12 protein-coding genes are annotated in these 17,524 nt (G+C 52.9%); 7 read left to right on the top strand and 5 right to left on the bottom strand.

Annotated elements, in window-relative coordinates; all coding sequences use genetic code 11:
* Positions 1-11 precede the first annotated feature (11 nt).
* The 3 genes from A3OW_RS0101730 to A3OW_RS0101720 all read right to left on the bottom strand — a co-directional run bounded on the left by A3OW_RS0101730 (position 12) and on the right by A3OW_RS0101720 (position 4,512).
* Positions 12-581 carry an ANTAR domain-containing response regulator gene (locus A3OW_RS0101730; protein WP_020561707.1) on the bottom strand — a complete coding sequence of 190 codons (570 nt, stop codon included), beginning with the start codon at positions 579-581 and terminating at the stop codon, positions 12-14.
* Between the two features lie 527 nt (positions 582-1,108).
* Positions 1,109-3,211, bottom strand: a complete 2,103-nt coding sequence (locus A3OW_RS0101725) for a V-type H(+)-translocating pyrophosphatase (protein ID WP_020561706.1) — start codon at positions 3,209-3,211, stop codon at positions 1,109-1,111.
* A 515-nt stretch (positions 3,212-3,726) separates the two neighbouring features.
* Positions 3,727-4,512 carry a methyltransferase domain-containing protein gene (locus A3OW_RS0101720; protein ID WP_020561705.1) on the bottom strand — a complete coding sequence of 262 codons (786 nt, stop codon included), beginning with the start codon at positions 4,510-4,512 and terminating at the stop codon, positions 3,727-3,729.
* Positions 4,513-4,603: 91 nt separating this feature from the next.
* Between A3OW_RS0101720 and A3OW_RS0101715 the strand changes: the two genes are divergently transcribed.
* The 5 genes from A3OW_RS0101715 (at position 4,604) to A3OW_RS0101695 (ending at position 12,203) form a co-directional block, all read left to right on the top strand.
* Positions 4,604-5,335, top strand: coding sequence for a PEP-CTERM/exosortase system-associated acyltransferase (locus tag A3OW_RS0101715; protein ID WP_020561704.1), 732 nt, complete (start codon positions 4,604-4,606; stop codon positions 5,333-5,335).
* A gap of 12 nt (positions 5,336-5,347) precedes the next feature.
* Complete coding sequence (locus A3OW_RS0101710) at positions 5,348-8,227, top strand: bifunctional diguanylate cyclase/phosphodiesterase (RefSeq protein ID WP_020561703.1); 2,880 nt, start codon at positions 5,348-5,350, stop codon at positions 8,225-8,227.
* A gap of 6 nt (positions 8,228-8,233) precedes the next feature.
* Positions 8,234-9,406 (top strand): flagellar hook-length control protein FliK, encoded by a 1,173-nt coding sequence (gene fliK / locus A3OW_RS0101705; protein WP_020561702.1) that lies wholly within the window; start codon positions 8,234-8,236, stop codon positions 9,404-9,406.
* A complete protein-coding gene (locus tag A3OW_RS0101700; protein WP_020561701.1) occupies positions 9,403-9,711 on the top strand; it encodes an EscU/YscU/HrcU family type III secretion system export apparatus switch protein in 309 nt (102 codons plus the stop codon). Before fliK ends, A3OW_RS0101700 begins: the two co-directional genes overlap by 4 nt.
* A gap of 605 nt (positions 9,712-10,316) precedes the next feature.
* Positions 10,317-12,203, top strand: coding sequence for a fibronectin type III domain-containing protein (locus A3OW_RS0101695; RefSeq protein ID WP_083918115.1), 1,887 nt, complete (start codon positions 10,317-10,319; stop codon positions 12,201-12,203).
* Positions 12,204-12,550: 347 nt separating this feature from the next.
* On the opposite strand, the gene A3OW_RS0101685 is transcribed toward A3OW_RS0101695, so the two are convergent.
* Together A3OW_RS0101685 and ppnN are read right to left on the bottom strand one after the other, a co-directional pair.
* A complete protein-coding gene (locus A3OW_RS0101685) occupies positions 12,551-14,878 on the bottom strand; it encodes a DNA topoisomerase 3 (protein ID WP_232422433.1) in 2,328 nt (775 codons plus the stop codon).
* A gap of 49 nt (positions 14,879-14,927) precedes the next feature.
* Positions 14,928-16,316, bottom strand: a complete 1,389-nt coding sequence (ppnN, locus tag A3OW_RS0101680) for a nucleotide 5'-monophosphate nucleosidase PpnN (RefSeq protein WP_020561697.1) — start codon at positions 16,314-16,316, stop codon at positions 14,928-14,930.
* A 146-nt stretch (positions 16,317-16,462) separates the two neighbouring features.
* Here ppnN and A3OW_RS26170 point away from each other — a divergent pair, with 146 nt between their 5' ends.
* Both A3OW_RS26170 and A3OW_RS28795 read left to right on the top strand, forming a co-directional pair.
* A complete protein-coding gene (locus tag A3OW_RS26170; protein ID WP_020561696.1) occupies positions 16,463-17,188 on the top strand; it encodes a hypothetical protein in 726 nt (241 codons plus the stop codon).
* A 196-nt stretch (positions 17,189-17,384) separates the two neighbouring features.
* Complete coding sequence (locus A3OW_RS28795) at positions 17,385-17,516, top strand: hypothetical protein (RefSeq protein ID WP_020561695.1); 132 nt, start codon at positions 17,385-17,387, stop codon at positions 17,514-17,516.
* Positions 17,517-17,524 lie beyond the last annotated feature (8 nt).

The raw sequence follows: 17,524 nt of genomic DNA, 5'->3' as shown, positions 1-17,524 counted from the left end.
TAGGGTTTCTGTTATTTCAGCAGTTCCGCCATGGCGATGACGTTTCTTGCGATTTCGCATAATGTGGTGTTTCTGTCCATCGCCAGCTTTCTCAGCGTATGGTAGGCTTCGTTCTCGGTAAAATTCCGAGTTTTGATCAGGATGGCTTTGGCGCGATCGATTTGTTTCCTGGCCTCCAACTGCGTTCTTGCTTCTTCCAGGGCGCGCTTGAGCTCCTGTTGATGCCTGAACCGGGCCATCGCCACTTGAAGGATGCCGCCGATGCGCCGGTTGTCCACGCCGTTCAGGATCAAAGCGCTGACTTCGGCTTTGATGATTTTGTCGATGGTTTCGCTGGAGCCGTCGCCGGTAAATAGGACTACCGGCAACGGAAATTGCTGATTCAGTCGATAAAGATCCGCCAGAAGGTTTGCCGAAGGCGTCTCAAGATGAATCACCACCACGTCCGGGCGGGTTTCTTTTACCAGGGTCAAAAAGAAAGGCCCATACTGGGTTTTCAGAATATGGGCGCCGTCGCGGCAAAGGGCGTTTTCGAGAATTGTGTCGTCAACACCGCTCTCAACTAACAATACGTTCAGCATATTCCGGAGGATGCGCGGCGTCAAAGAAGTGGGTGGAAGATGAAGGCATTCGTCGCTTAGTTGAACAATCGTCCATTCCGGTCTGTTTTTAACTTCGGACGTCCGAACGTTCTATTAACGATACTACAGTTGAAATACCGTTTTCAACATTAAAGGCAGCCATCCTCGTGTTTTTCGGTGCAAAATGGTGTCTTGAATTCGTGCCGGGAAGTTTCGCTTGATCCCTTTTAACGACATGAGGACCGGTCATGTTTCAAAGCAAAAATGCCGATGGAACTCGAAGCCTCCGGCGACTTTCGAAGAAAAAAGATTAAAAACTGAGGAAACGCGGTCGATCTTTTTTCAACCGCGCTCAACGGATAACGAATGCGAGACCCCTCATTTCGGCGGAGCCAGGCCGGCCGTCGTGAGGGACATCATTGGAAAGGATTGCTCGAATCAACCGGCTGACTTTCTTTCGGGTGCAGAGCGATTTTATGCCCTACACCCGATTTGCACAGTCCCGGTTCCTGCAAAGCGGAAATACGTTAGAAAGCGAGCCATCCCGATCCGAAAGAGGTGGCGAAAACCAGGCTGACGATGCTCATCAGCTTGATCAATATATTCAACGACGGACCGCTGGTATCCTTGAAGGGATCTCCCACGGTATCCCCGACCACCGCCGCTTTATGAGGATCGGAGCCTTTGCCGCCGTATTGTCCGGTCTCTATCCATTTTTTGGCGTTGTCCCAGGCGCCGCCGGCGTTGGCCATCATCACCGCCAGCAGGAATCCGGACGACATGGTTCCGATCAGCAGACCCGCCAAAGCTTCCTTGCCTAACAGATAACCGACAAACAAAGGAACGACCACCGCCAGTGACCCGGGCAGGATCATTTGGCGGAGCGCCCCCTGGGTACTGATGTCGACGCACGCCTTATAATCGGGTTGCGCGGTGCCTTCCATCAAGCCGGAGATTTCGTGAAACTGTCGGCGCACCTCGACCACGATTTGATGCGCCGCCTTGCCCACTGCCATCATCGTCAACGCCGAGAACAGATAAGGCATCATGGCGCCGATCAAGATGCCGGGAAGCATCGTCGGTCCCAGGATGTCCAGATTTTCGATCCTGGCGGCGGTGACATAGGCCGCCAGCAACGCCAGGGCGGTCAGAACCGCGGAACCGATCGCAAATCCTTTGCCCGTGGCCGCGGTGGTATTGCCCAGACTGTCCAAAGCATCGGTACGGTGCCGCACTTCGGCCGGAAGCTTCGCCATTTCGGCAATGCCGCCCGCATTATCGGCGACCGGGCCGTAGGCGTCGGTAGCGAGAGTGACGCCGAGGGTACTGAGCATGCCTACTCCGGCCAGAGCGACGGCATACAGGCCGGCGGTAATGGACCCGTCGGCTTTATGCCCCAACCAGATGCTGAGAAGAATGGCCGCCGCCGTGATCACTACCGGCAGGGCGGTGCTGAGCATGCCTACCGCCATGCCCTGGATAATGGTCGTAGCCGGGCCGGTTTGCGTGGCGAAGGCAATCGCCTGGGTCGGTTTATCGGTATAGGAAGTGAAATACTCCGTCGCATAGGCGATGGCATTGCCGGCAATCAAACCCACCAGAATGACCAACCAGTAATTGATGCTGACGCCGGAAATCAATACGGTCAGCAAAGTCAAGCCTAAAACCGCGACGGAAGCGCCCCAGACCGATCGGCGTAAAGCGCCCAATAGATCTTCGAGCGTAGCGCGTTCGTCGATCCTGGAAACCAGGGGTTTGAGAAGATGAGCCAGCTTGCTGAGCAACGACGAGAATTTACTATAAATATTGGCGGCCTCGGTCGGGCTTTGCTCTTCGCCGATCACCATATAAATCCCGAGCAGGCTGGCAATGACGCCCACCGCGGCGACCAGAAAAGGCAGACCGATAAAAGCAGCGGCCTTTTCCGTTCCCAGGGAAGCGCCCAAGGTAGCGGCGGCAATAATCGAGCCGCTGTAGCTTTCGAACAAGTCGGCGCCCATGCCGGCCACGTCGCCGACGTTGTCTCCGACGTTGTCGGCGATAACGGCAGGATTGCGCGGATCGTCTTCAGGGATGCCTTTTTCGACTTTTCCCACCAGGTCGGCGCCCACGTCGGCGGCCTTGGTATAGATGCCGCCGCCCACGCGAGCAAAAAGAGCGATGCTGCTGGCGCCGAAACCGAAACCGGTGACGTACACCAACTGGTTCGGATCACCACTGAAGATCAGATACAGAATCGTCATGCCGATCAGACTGAAACTGACGACGGACATGCCCATAACGGCTCCGCTGCCGAAAGCGACCCGCAGTCCCTCGTGCAAACCACGGCTCGCGGCCGCCGCGGTGCGCACGTTGGCTCTTACGGCCACGTACATGCCCAAATAGCCGGCTCCGGCAGATGCGACGGCCCCGACGATGAAACACAAGGCGGTTTGCCAATGCAGGAAGGACGATATGACGGAAGCAACTATCACAACAAAAATCGCCAATACGCGATATTCCCGGTTTAAAAAAGCAGAAGCGCCCTCCTGGATGGCCTCTGCAATGGCCTGCATGGCATTGTTTCCCCGCTCGTAATTGAGGATTCGCCTCAATTGCCACAGGACGTACCCCACTCCTCCGATGCCCATCAATAACGCAATAATGATTGAAACAGATGCTTGTAACACCTTATCCTCCCCTGTTGGTCTTATTATTTTTTATAGTTTTTCATGATTCAGTCATGAGCCGACAACACCGGTAAACGATCAAGGCATACAACAATCTTACTGCTTCTTATAGGTTTTTCTTTCCCGTCGTTTAATTCGCATCAGCCTGAATGACAACTTTTTATTACCGTAAGCCCAGCGTCTTTCCAGTGCTCAGCCATCGAGTAGAGTACTGAAAAGTTCATCCATCCACAATAAAAAATATTGCATCGGCTTTTGCCATCGTTTTCCAAATGAAGAAATACCGAACGTCCTGCTCAATTTTTGTCCAGGACGTCGAAAGAATATTCAGGAAATAAAGTAGAAATCGCGAGGAAAGTCGTTTCGCTAATTCTTTAAAAAAGACGGATGGCGGGGAGGCATGGTCGAGGCAGAGGACAAGGTTTTTTAACCCTGTCCAACAAAAGCTCAAAAGTTTGAAGGGCTGCCGGCTGCCTCTAATGAGGTTTGGTAGCCGATATCATGACTGCCGTCGCGCTGCCGTAAAAACTTTTACAGCAGGACGCTTCATTCAATGCATTTCGCCAGTCATCCAATTCCCGGCGGGCAACCAATCCGTCGGCCAAAGCCTGATCTTCAACGGCCTGCTGCATGGAAATGAAGTAGAACAGTTCGGCATCGGTAATACAGATCGGGAAAGCTTGCGCTTCCACTTCGATTAATTGATGTTTTTGAAATTGCCGGTACAAGCTCCGTCCGGAATAGCCGTTTTTTAAGATGCGGTTGATGCGGTAGTCCGAAAAGATCCGTTCCATCCGGGGCAACGGGTTGTCTATCGACAAACTGCTCCAGTCGGTATCGACTACGACGACTCTTCCTCCGGGTCGGGTCACCCTGACCATTTCCGACAAGGTTTTTTCGGGATCGGCAAGATGCATGAACAGCCGTTCACTCCGGCTGCTGTCGAAATAGTCGGATTGAAAAGGCAACGCCGCCGCATCGCCCTGAAGCAGTCCGACACATTCTCCCAACGGCGCCTTCTTGAGCTTGAGATTGGCCTCCTTCAACATCAGGCCGTCATAGTCCACGCCGGTGACACTGCCGCCGGCTCCTATCCGTTCCGCCAGATTCAGAACATCGGTTCCAGGACCGCAACCGACATCCAGAACATGATGCCCCCGACCGATGTTCATTCTTTCATAACTCATCAGTTTCAAGGGTAAAAACAGGGTCGCTGCTTTGGCCAGATAACCGGGGCTGACATTGCCATGGAAACCGCTCATAATCTCCGTTAACTCCTAGACTAATCATTTCAATGAACTATGCTATACAGCTTAGTCAGGATCCTAAAAATTAACAGAGAAGGGAGTTTAAATGATTGATGATCTGGACATGACAGCGCATTACCGGAAGTATTTTTATACGGTCAAGGCAACCACGTCGGAAATGCTGAAGCTGGCTTATCATCTTCGATATCAGGTTTATTATGAAGAACAAAAAATAATTTCCTCCGAAGAAGTCGAAGGCCAGATCGAAACCGACGTCTGGGATCCTCATTCAATCCATTGTCTGCAATTTCATAAGCCCAGCAATCAACCCATCGGCAATGTCCGGCTGATTCCTCTGGATAGCCATTCCACTTTTACGTTGCCTATCGAAGATCACTATACAAGAACATTCGATTTTCAGGATATGCCCATCAATCACCTGCGTCAGGGTAAAACCGGTGAAATTTCAAGGATGGCCATCGTTCCCTCCTTTCGGCGTCGAGCCAGTGACAAAATATATCGCTTCGAAACCGATTCAAATGATGACGGAAAGGGTGAAAAACGATTTTCGCTTAATTATATCCCCATGTGTTTGGCATTTACCGCTATTATATTAATGATGGAAGCCGATCTTGACTACGGCGCCGCGTTAATGGAGCCCAAGCTGGCCAGATTATTGGCTCGATTCGGTATTGACTTAAAACAAATAGGAGAGCCCATGGACTATTTCGGTTTACGTGCACCCTACCTGATCTTTCCGGACACTACTTATCAAGGTTTGCCCGCCAACTATAAAGATCTTTTCGATTTGATCCGGCAAGAATTAAAAAGCGCCTGATTTTCATCTTTTATGATTTCTTTCAAGAAAATGCAGCAGCGCTACCTGAGCCTGGTATGGAAAGCGATTTTGTCCGTCAGCTTTGCCACTTTCCTTGCCTCGGCGGGCATCGTGCTGTTCGGCAAGATGACCCTGGACAATAATTACGAGCAGGAACGAGCCAGGATTCAGCGCTCGTATCATCAAGCTTTTCAGGGCATCATGGAAGACATCAAAAGCGACCGGGTGGATCTGAGCTGGCTGATTCCGACTCTGCTCGATGGCTCCATAGCCAAAACGGAAGCTCTCAAAGTCATCAAGAAACTCATCGACGGCAATTGGTTTCAAATCGAGCTCGAATCGGATATCGAATCCGCGTTTTTGTTTACTAAAGAAGGCCGCCTGGTAGGCAACTGGGGTAATTCTCAATATGAAGAGCAGCTCAAGGAAGGCCTCGACTTTGTCGCCAAAAACGAATCGCCGTTCGATAGCATTTTGTGCATGGAAAGCTGCATTCATTTCCATGCTTCCCCGTTTCTGCATAACGGCGATTTCATAGGAATTTTCATTTTCGGCATCGATCTGGCCGATACGGTGCTGCAGATGAAAAACATCACCGGATCGGACGTAGGTATTCTGACGCCCGTTTCAAAACTTTCCCGGAAAGGCCTGCTGCAAATTCAACCCTGGTCGATTAATGTCCTGGCCTTGACCGAACTGGAAAAAAACACGCCCCTACTGTTGGAATTCAGTAAGAAACATCCTTCCGGTTTGCCTCGAAAGGCAAGAATTTTGAATTCAGAAGGTAAAACGTACGAACTGATCACGTTTCCTTTCAAGGACAACAACAATACGACGCTGCTGATTATCGAAGACATCACCGAAAGTATTACGGCCTTGAACCATGCCACCGCCTTGTACGGAATCGGCGGCTTGTTGAGCATGCTCTTTTCGGGCTGGGTTTTATTGATTTTGTTGCTTCGCCCGAGCAGCAGGCTGAAAAACCTGGTCAACCTGTTGCCTCTTATCGCGAGGAAACAGTATTCGCTGATTACCGATGTGTTTACCTCTAAAAAACGGTGGTTATTCAAGGATGAAATCGATGTGCTGGAATCGGCTGCTCATGATCTTATCGATACTCTGAAAGAACTGGACGAACAGGTCATACAACGAACGTTGAGACTTTCCGATCAAGCACGCGAGTTGCAGAATGAAAAAAACTTTATCGACAAAATACTGGACACCACCCAGGTCATTATCTTAACCATCGATAGTACCGGTTTGATCAGTTCGGCCAATAAATACGCCGAATTTCTAACCGGCTATCAGGAAACCGATCTGCTTGGAAAAAAATTCACTGAATTGTTCGTGACCGAAGAGATTTCCGAGTTTATCCAGGCTTCGAAAACCTACCTCGTTGAAAAGCGTAAGAAAACATTTCAGTTTGAATGCCCGATTCACGCCCTCGAAGGAAACGAGTTATACATTTCCTGGTTCCTGTCGCCTCTGGTCGTCGAAGATTCCGAATCCAATGCCATACCGAACACGCTCGTCGTCGGGCTGGACCTGACCGAAAGAAAAAAGTCCGAAAACCAGCTCACCTGGCTAGCCGAGCACGATCCCTTAACCAGCCTCTACAATCGAAGAAAATTCGAAAAAGAGCTGGAGTTGGCCATCTCCGTCGCGAGCCGATACGATCATACTTCGGCTCTTATTTTCTTCGATATCGATCAGTTCAAGTATGTCAATGACAGCAGCGGCCATCAAATAGGGGACGAACTGCTGATCAAGGTCGCCGAAAAATTGCAGAAGACCACCCGCAAATCCGACGTGGTCGCCCGCTTTGGCGGAGATGAATTCATCATTCTCGCTCCGAATATAACTCAAAGACATGCCGAAGACTTCGTGCAGAAACTGTGTTCGGAAATGACGACGGTCGTCATCGCCGACGGCAACGAACAGCATCGGGTATCGATCAGCGCCGGTTTGTTGATGTTCCCCGAACAGAATTGTACGGCTCAGGATCTGCTGGCTTCCGTCGACATCGCGATGTACCGGGCCAAAGAGCAAGGACGCGGGGGCTGGCGTCTGGCCAGCAACGAGGACATCAACCGGCATGAAATCAGAAAACGGGTCACCTGGAAAACCAACATCGAAAAAGCTTTGGAAGATAATCGGCTGATGCTGTATTACCAGCCGATCATGAGCATTGCTAATAGAAAAATAACGCACTACGAGTGTCTGCTCAGAATGCTAAGCCCAACCGACGAGATTATCCCTCCGGGCATGTTCATAGAAACCGCCGAAAAGACGGGACTGATTTTGCATCTGGATCAGCGCGTGCTCGAACTGGCCTTCATGAAGCAGGCCGAACTGATCGAGCAAGGATTCGACGTCAAATTATCACTGAATTTGTCCGGCGAAATGCTCTCGAACAGAGAAACTTTCAACATCATTACGCGCCTTCTCGACACTTACAGGCTCGAGGCCAGCAATTTTATTTTTGAAGTCACCGAAACTCAGGCGGTGACCAGCCTCCAGGCGGCTCACGATCTGATACTCAATATCAAAAGCATCGGCGGAAGCTTTGCTCTTGACGATTTCGGCGTAGGCTTTTCCTCGATGAATTACCTCAAGAAACTGCGAGTCAATTATTTGAAAATAGACGGATCGTTTATCAAAAACATTACCAACTCATATGAAGATCAACTGTTCGTCAATGCGATCAAGAGCGTGGGGCAAGGCATGAGTATAAAAACCATTGCCGAATTTGTCGAAAACGAAGCCATACTGGAAGTACTTTCGGCCATGGGCATCGATTATGCCCAGGGTTACCACATCGGCAAACCCATGCCCGAACCGGAATTTCACATTGCAAAATCCGTCAAAAAACAGACGGAGAGAATCCAGTAGCAAGCGATGGAGATTCCACCGTTCCTTCGTCCCGTCTCAGCCACCTCCCCCCTATCGGACGCGCCGGCACCGCAGCAGGAGCCGCTCAAACCGGGAAGCGTAATCGAAGTCACGGTCAAGGCGCGTTTGGGAGAAAACCGGTTCCTGCTTCAGCGATCAGCGGACGGCAAAACGCTGTCGGCTTTTAGCCGGATCGACCTGCCGCTCAATCAAAAGCTGCATCTTCAGTTGGCTCACCCGGGAAATCCACCGGAATTCCGCCTCCTTCCCTTGCCTGCACGAACCGAAGAGGCCATCCTCCCGAAAGTTTTGCGCGAGTTTTTACCTAAACAGGCGGATATCGGCGAATTGATAAAATTCTGGGAAGGCTTGTCCCGGAACCCTGATACGAATCCGCCCGATTCCATCCGTTTCGCGATGGACAGCCTCATCGCCGCACTACCCGAAAAGACGCAGCTTTTTACTGCCGACGGCTTGAAAAAAGCCTTGCTCGAATCCGGTCTGTTTCATGAGGCCCAATTGGCTGCTCAGTTAACCTCCGGAACTCCTTTTCCCGGAAATGATTTAAAAGCCCGCCTGCTTCATCTACTGTCTGTCGTCCGTGCCGCCATGCCGAGAACGGCGGAAGAAACCTCGGCAGCCAAATTCCCGGAAAATTCTCCGGCACAGCCGTCACCGCTTCAAACCGGGAACGATCATGCCCTTCCGGAAATGACCATTCTGGATAGACTGGCGCTCAAGGCGGAAGGAGCCCTGGCTAAAATTACCGTGGATCAACTCGCCTCGCAACCTCAGGATGGCGGTCCAGCCGCATTGCAATTAACGATTCCTTTTACGGACGGGAACTATCAGGACAGCGCCAGGTTATTCATTACGCCGGACACTTCCGAAGCATTCAGTGAAGACTCGCCGTCGTCCTGGACAGCCACCATCGAACTGCAACCGCCCGGAATCGGCAAATTCAATGCCCGGCTCGTCTGGAACGGATCGAGGATCGAGGCAACCATGTGGAGCGATCGGGAAGAAACCGGCGCACTCATGCGAGGCTACTGCGAACTATTGCGGGCCAGGCTGGATCAGGCGGGCCTGGAAACCGGAAATATAACGGTCCTGAATCAGCCCCCGGTATCTACGCCAAAGAAAACCGATGCACTGCCGCTATTGGATCTTCACGCATGACTTCTCTCTCCAAACCCGCTCCTCATCAGCCTAATATCGCCGTTGCTTTGAATTACGACGGCAGTGGAGCGCCCAAAGTAACCGCCAAAGGCAAAGGATTTCTGGCGGATCAAATCGTCGATCTGGCCAGAGACCATGGAATTCCTTTACAACAGGATGCCGCTTTGGTCAGCTTATTAGCCAAAGTGCCGTTAGAGGCAGAAATTCCCCGCGAACTTTATCTGGCCGTGGCTGAAGTCATCGCGTTTGCTTATCTGCTGAGCGGTAAACGGCCGGGAATGGCTATAAAAGAAAGCAACGATTAAAAAATTTTGACCCGCTCAATTCGCCCATCCTGAACGTTCACTCCTTTACTTTTTTATCAGCTTTTGACAATGCCTCTATCTGCGGCGAGGCTTTAAAGAGCGCCGTAGGAAAAGCCGGACCATCATGCCCGAATACCGCGGCAGCGGATTATTTATCCCGATGAATGCAGATTTCTGAAAGCTGTTATGTCGAGCGGTAAGGGGCGGTCTTTCCATTCCAGCAGCGTCTTGAAGACGTATTTTGTGACCTCAGACACTCGCTCATTTTTGTGAAAGTAACTGCAAATTTTCTCCGGAAGACTACCAGAATCACGAAAATAGGCTTTAATTGGAAGGACGCGATAAAAAAACTCAAAAAAAAAGCCGATTTGCAGAGCTCTTAACATTTAGTTAAGAAACGACTGGCACACTATCGCTGTTGCCAAGAAGATTGGCTAAGGTACCCCCTCAAATAATGTTCAAGTTCGCGCTTATCCAGTTATCTGAGGAGGTTTTTTATTTTTTATTTTTAGTAACGAGTAATTGACAGGAAATGACCAGTTTCCCATCGATTACTTAATATCACTCAAACGACAAGTACAGTCGAGTACGAACGAGAGTAACCTATGAAATATTCTACGTTAAATACCCGCGGTAGAAGTCCGTCTACGGGAATCATTCTACAAGCAACTATTATTTTTTGTCTAGCATTATTAATCAGTATCGTTCAAGTAAATTCTGCCGAAGCGGCCAGATGGCCGGGCGGCGGATGGGGAGACAGGACGGCGCCTACCGTTCCCAGCGGACTTACAGCGACCGCCTCCTCTTCATCACAGATCGATCTGAGCTGGAAAGCATCCTCCGACTCCGTAGGCGTAAAAGGCTATAAAGTTTATAGAGGCAGCACTCAAGTCGCGACCGTTAGCAGCACTTCTTACTCCAGCACCGGTCTTAGCCCTTCTACAAGTTATCAGTTTTCAGTAGCGGCCTACGATGCTGCGGGCAATACCTCGTCCAAATCCGGATCGGTCAGTGCGACGACTCTCGCCTCTGACGGTAGTGGTGGCGGTGGCGGTGGCGGCAGCGACGGCAGTGCCTGCAACGCCAATATGTCGAATTTCAAGCTGAGTGGCGATCCCACTTCCAATAGCGGTGCCACCTGGACCTACGTTTCTACCGACGGCGGCGTCAGCTATAACCTGAAGGGCATCCTCTTCAAACCCAGCACCGGCGGCAGCTCGTTCCCCGGCGGCATCGTCAGCCACGGCCTGGGCGGCACGGCTCCGGTCGAAACGGCCAAACTGTTCCAGCAATGGGGCATGGTGGCGATCGGTACCAACTATACTCACGCGAGCAACGATACAGGCTCTCCTACAGGAGATCAGGGAGCCAGTACCGCCAATATTCAGCGGGCCCATAAAACCTGGGACATTCTCTGCGGTTTGGGTTATGTCGACATGAAGCGCATAGTCGCTCACGGCCACAGCATGGGTGCGTTCGTCACCGCCGCGCTGGTCGGTTCCTATCCGAACGATTTCAAGGCGGCCTCGCATACCGCCGGCGGCGTCAGCGACAAGAAAGCGCCGACCTGGACTTCTTCGGCTCAAGCCAACGGCATCAAGGTGCCTTATCAGATGCACCACGGCGACGCCGATTCCACAGTGCCTGTCGAGGACGATAAAACGCTCGACTCGCTGCTGACCAGCAATGGCGTGACTCATGAGTTGAAGATCTATGCCGGTTACTCTCACAAAGATGTCCGCAACGACACGAACATCATGAATACCGTCAAGAGCTGGTACACCAAATACGGTGTGTTCTCGGCCACGGCGACCACGTCGTCGATGACCGCCGCAACGGCCGACACGACAACGGCGGTATCCGGTTCCACCGCAACAACAGCGGCCACTGCCGGCGACAGCACCGGCATCACGGCCGACAATGCTAAGCTGAACGGCGTATCGACGGCCGGCACCGGCACGTCCACGGCGAGCGGAAGCGTGTCCGCACTGTCCAGCGGCGCCGTGACTAGCAGCAGCCTGACCGCCGGCAACGTGTATTACGTTTCGGCCGCCGGCTCCGACAGCAACAGCGGCGCCTCGACGTCGCAACCGTTGAAAACCATCACGGCCGCCTTGAACAGCGCCGCCAGCGGCGACATCATCTACGTCATGGGCGGCACTTACGCGGAAACCGTGAGCCTCACCCAAAGCGGCGTTACGCTGAGCGCTTACGGCAACGACAAGCCGGTGATCGACGGCAACACCGCCTTGCCCGGTCTCGACGACGGCGCCTTGTTGTCCATCGAAGGCAGCGGCAACACCGTGTCCGGCTTCGAAATCAAAAACAGCAACGTCAACGGCGAGTTCCTCGGCGGCTACGGCATCCAAATCACCGGCAGCAACAACAAAATCAGTCATGTCAACGTCCACGACACCTGGGGCGACGGCATTCTGATGAACGGCGAGCACAACGTGGTGGAAGATTCCATGACGGCCGGCAGCCTGCAGTAACCCGTCCGGAAAAATTTATCAAGGATTCGATGAAAGGGAAATCGGTGCTGCGGTAAGTCATGCTGACGCAGCACCGGAACAGGGAAATCGGTATTTCATTCAACATCAATCGAGCCGGGGTGCAACATCCCCGGCTCTGCCTTTTTCAATAAGCTCCTCGTTATCCCCACCTCTTCCAACGGTCTCCAAGGCATTCATCAGGACCGTCATTAAACGGTTTTCATCCGTGCCTTTCTCTGCTCCGATGACATTTCATCGCCGACAAGTTCGCGACAAGAAACAAATTAAGCAATTCAAAAAGCCTTTGGGCGTTACCGGAACCATCGAGTTTCGCTTCGATGGTTTTATTACTTTGTCCTGGAGCCGGAGCGACCGGCAAACTCCATCCGGACTTGTCCGTTGACCAGCTTCAGATTAACGCTGAAATCTTTGCCCTGGCCCGATTTGAAGCCGGTCAGCACGCCGGTTTCGCCATGAGTCAACAATTTTTTCGCCATCGCCGGAGTGATTTCTTTATGGGCGAGGGTTTTCCAGATCACCATTTTGCAGCCGCTGCGCCATTCGCTGCAACTGTAGCCTTTGGCGGTTTCGACGATCTTGCCGCCGCAGAGCGGACAATCCGCCAGAGCGGCCGTTACCGGGCTCGACTGACTTTGGTATCTAAGATAGCCTGCTTGCCCCTGTGGGTTCAGCGTCAACCGAGCCTGAAAGATCTCGTCATCGACATGAACGGAATAAGCCGAGTCGGTCTGGAAGTTCTGCAACAACTGACGAGCCATCTCGTGGTTGACCTCGACGCCGAAGACCTGTTTCCACAAAACAAAACGACATCCCTCTTTCCATCGGCTACAGCCGTACCCCTGCCTGCCTTCGATTACAGCATGGCCGCATAAAGGGCAATCGCCGAACCGGCTGTCATCGATCCGGTGCTGCGTTTCCAGCATTTTACGGGTAAAAGCGACAATTTCGGCCATGAATTGATCCGGATCGTAGGCGTTGCGTTCGATTTTTTTGAGCTTGGATTCCCATTCTCCGGTCATCGCCGCCGATTTCAACCGCTCATCGGCGATCAGCGAGATTAAATGACGGCCCGCTTCGGTGCTCAGCAACGTCTTTTTCTGGCGTTGCAGATAATTTCTCCGGATCAGCGTTTCGATGATCGCCGCGCGGGTGGCGGGCGTGCCCAGACCTTTTTCCTTGAGGGCTTCCCGGAGCTCTTCGTCGTCGCAAGTCTTTCCCGCCGATTCCATCATGCCGAGCAGGCTGGCTTCGGTGAAAGGTTTGGGAGGCGTCGTTTTGCCCTGGGTAACGGCAGGTTGATGGGGCCCGGATTCGCCGGGTACAAACCGAGGCAGATGCTTTTGCTCTTTGTCTTCCGAAGCCGGTTCCGGGATTTTAAACAATGCCTGCCAGCCCGGATCGATAACGACCGTTCCGGTGGTCTTGAATTCCGTGCCGCCGGCCTGGCCGTGAACGCTGGTAACTTCCTTGAGGCAAGGCGGATAAAAAGCCGCGATCAATCGTTGCGCCACGGCGTCAAACACTTTGGCTTCCTCGTCGGCGAGAAGGCCCGGCAAGGTCATGGTCGGAATGATGGCGTGATGATCGCTGACTTTGTCGTCGTTGAACAGGCGATCGCCCATAACCAGACGCTCAAGATCGAGGCCGGCCACAGCCTCGGCGAAGCGCCGGGCCAACCGTTCCAGCAGCGGCTTCATCAGCGGCTTCATGTCGCTGCCGAGGCAGCGGCTGTCCGTGCGCGGATAAGTGATCAGTTTCTTTTCATACAGCGCCTGGGCCGCATTCAAAGTTTTCTCTGCGGTAAAACCGTAGCGCAGGCTCATGTCCTTCTGTAAATCGGTCAAATCGTAGAGAAGAGGCGGCCATATCTGCTCCTGCTTGCCCTTGACGCCGGTAATCCGAAAGTCATCGGTTTTGATGCGATTCAACAGCGCTTCTGCATCGTCCGACCGCTCAAACCGCCCGCCGGTATATTGAAAGCGGGTTTCACGATAAACCGTGATCAACTCCCAAAAGTCCTTCGGAATAAAATGAACGATCTCCCGGTCGCGTTGCACCACGAGCGCCAGTACCGGCGTCTGCACCCTCCCCAAAGTCCACAGCGTGCCGCCCTGGCCGAACTTGAGAGTATACAGCCGGGTGGCGTTCATGCCGACGATCCAGTCCGCTTCGCTTCGGCATTTTGCCGCCCGGTAAAGTCCCTCGTAGACACGGCAATCCTGCAACTGTTGAAAACCTTGACGAATCGCTTCATCCGTCAACGAACTGATCCACAGGCGTCTGGCCGGTTTATGCACGCAATCGGTCCAGGTTAAAATGTAGCGAAAGATCAGTTCCCCTTCCCTGCCCGCGTCGGTTGCGCAGATGATTTCGTCGCTGCCTTGAAACAGACGGGTGATGACGGCCAATTGTTTGATCGCAGAGTCATCGCCCCGGGCTTTCAGCGCGAATGGCTCGGGAATGATGGGCAGCGTTTGCAGCGACCAGCGCTTCCAGGCTTGATTGTAATCGTCCGGCTCCTTGAGGCCGACCAGATGCCCGAACGCCCAGGTGATTTGATAGCCGTTGCCTTCGAAATAACCGTCCTTCCGGCTCCGTACCGCCAGAGCCTGGGCGATGTCACGGGCTACCGACGGTTTTTCAGTCAAAATCACTTTCATGATCGATGAATTGCTTTACCTCTTGAATCGGATGCCGAATGCGTCAGGCCACCGGCTCCGCGTTTTGACTGATCCGGTAACAAGGCACGTATTTTTTTCCCGGCAGTTTCATCCGATGCTGCGTGACGAAGGACGCCAGCAACGAATCCATCAACTGCATGATGCCGGCATCACCCTGAATTTCAAAATGACCGTACTGCTCGATCGCCCGGATGCCTTCGTCTTTCACGTTGCCGGCCACGATGCCCGAGAAAGCCCGGCGCAGATGGGCGGCCAACAGGTGGGTTTCCTGATTTTTGTGCAATGCCAGATTCTTCATGTTGTCGTGGCTCGGAATGAAAGGCATTTGAAACACTTTGTCGATTTTCAGTTGCCAGTTGAAATAATAGGCATCGCCGGTCTGTTTGCGAAACTCGCGCACCTCCTTGATGCCGGCCAGCATTTCGACCGCCACTCTGGCCGGATCGTCGACGATGATCCGGTAACGCTGCCGGGCGGCCTTGCCGAGAGTCCCCTCGATGAAGCGATCGATCTGGTCGAAATAGTCGGCCGCGCTTGCCGGTCCGGTAAAGATCAGAGGAAAGGGCATGTCCATGTTGTCCGGATGCAGCAAAATGCCGAGCAAATACAAAATCTCCTCCGCGGTGCCGGCGCCGCCCGGAAATACCACGATGCCGTGGCCGGCGCGAACGAAGGCTTCGAGACGTTTTTCGATATCCGGCAAAATGACCAGGTCGTTGACGATCGGATTCGGCGACTCGGCGGCGATAATACCCGGCTCGGAAATGCCGAGATACTGCCCGTGCTTGATGCGCTGCTTGGCGTGGCCGATCGCCGCTCCTTTCATCGGCCCTTTCATCGCGCCCGGCCCGCACCCCGTGCAGATATCCAGGCCGCGCAAGCCCATTTCATGCCCTACCTGCTTGGTGTAGTCGTATTCCTTGCGGCTGATCGAATGGCCTCCCCAGCAAACGACCAGATTCGGATTGATCCTCGGGCGCAAAATATTGGCGTTGCGCAAAATATGGAATACGGCATTGGTGATGCCGTAGGACGAGTTGAGGTCGAATTTGGGAGTATCGTAAATCTCGTCGCTGACATAAATGATGTCGCGCAATACCGCGAACAGATGCTCCTTGATGCCGGTAATCATTTTGCCGTCGACGAAGGCGCTGGCCGGAGCGTCTTTCACCTCCAGCTTGATGCCGCGCTGCTCCTGAATGACGCGAATGGAGAAGGACGGATACCGCTCGAGAAGCTCCTTGCCGTCGTCCATCGTGGAACCGCAATTCAGCACCGCCAGCGAGCAGTTTCTGAAGGTCCTGTACAGCCCGCCCTGACTCGTATCCAGAAGCTTGTTCACTTCGGCGCGGGAAAGCACGTCCAGCCGGCCTTCGGGCGAGACAATTGCATCAATGACTTCGTTTTTCATCGGACTCCTGATTCATTTTTGTTTGACCTGATTGCCGAGCGTTTTGGTTCCAGCCGGCAGTAAAGGAATTTTACAGCAATTCATCCAACATTCAGCATCGATCCGCTATCCTTTAGCTAAAATCAACCAGCGCAAAAGGATAGAACATGAACAGATCCGCCAAACAAGCCAAGGGATTGTTTTTAAGCGTTGCCGTCTTATGGCTGGCCGCCTGCGCGCCTTACCGGCAGGCCGTCTATTACCCGGCCGCCGCCTCCTATCCGGTGTACGGCGGCGGTACCGTGATTACCCAGAGGAGCTATTACGGCGCTTATCCCCCCAGCTACCTTCCCGCCCCATATCCCGTTTATAAACCTTATCCTGTTTATAAACCGTATCCCGTTTATAAAAATTATGACCACGACCATGACGATCACGCTCATCATGACCACCCTCCGGTCATCTATCATGCCAATCCGCCCTGGCCTAAGGAAGGTAGATTGAAAGCGGAGCCGGACGATCGTCACCCTCGTCATTCCGAGCCCGAATACCCGCAATGGGGAAAAAGGGAACCGGTAAACGATGCACCCGACCGCTCTCCCCGCTACGGACGGAAAGAGCCTCGGGAATCCTGGAACGGAGCGGATTCGAATCCCGGTCATCAGCCTGCCGGCCATCCGTACGGCCGTCCCCGTCAGGATGCCGGCAATTACGGGCAAAACCGCCCTCTTCAAGGCAGGAACGACCGAAACAACTCGAACGACAACCGTCCACGCTTCGACAATCCAGAGGGCAACGGTGCCCAGACGGTACGTCATGAACCGCCGAACAATCAGCGGGACCATCGGCGCAAAGACCCGCAGCAGCGTTTTGCAGGCTATGAAGATCATTAGTAGTCAGTCCTGAAGAAACGAAAAGACGGAACACGGACCTGCGGGGTTTTAAAAATCTCGCAGGTCTTTTTTTTAATAAGACATCCTGCGGGGACTCATCACTGCCAATGCAAATGATTATGAAGATCTTGCCAGTGGACTTGGCGAAAACTCTGCATTTCATGCTGGTGCTGGAGGCGCGCCGACCAATCGGATCATGCTGACCATTTTTTCGATCGCCATCGCCACGTCATTGCTGCTGTTGGCGTCCCACAGCCGGCCTTTTTCCGGCGACGTTTCGGTCAAGCCCACGGCTTTGTTGCAAATCGTGCCCGAGACCGAAACGTAGTTTCCGAA

Origin of the sequence: Methylosarcina fibrata AML-C10 (assembly GCF_000372865.1) — a bacterium.
Classification (GTDB): Bacteria; Pseudomonadota; Gammaproteobacteria; order Methylococcales; family Methylomonadaceae; genus Methylosarcina; species Methylosarcina fibrata.
This window is presented reverse-complemented; position numbering and strand designations above follow the sequence as displayed.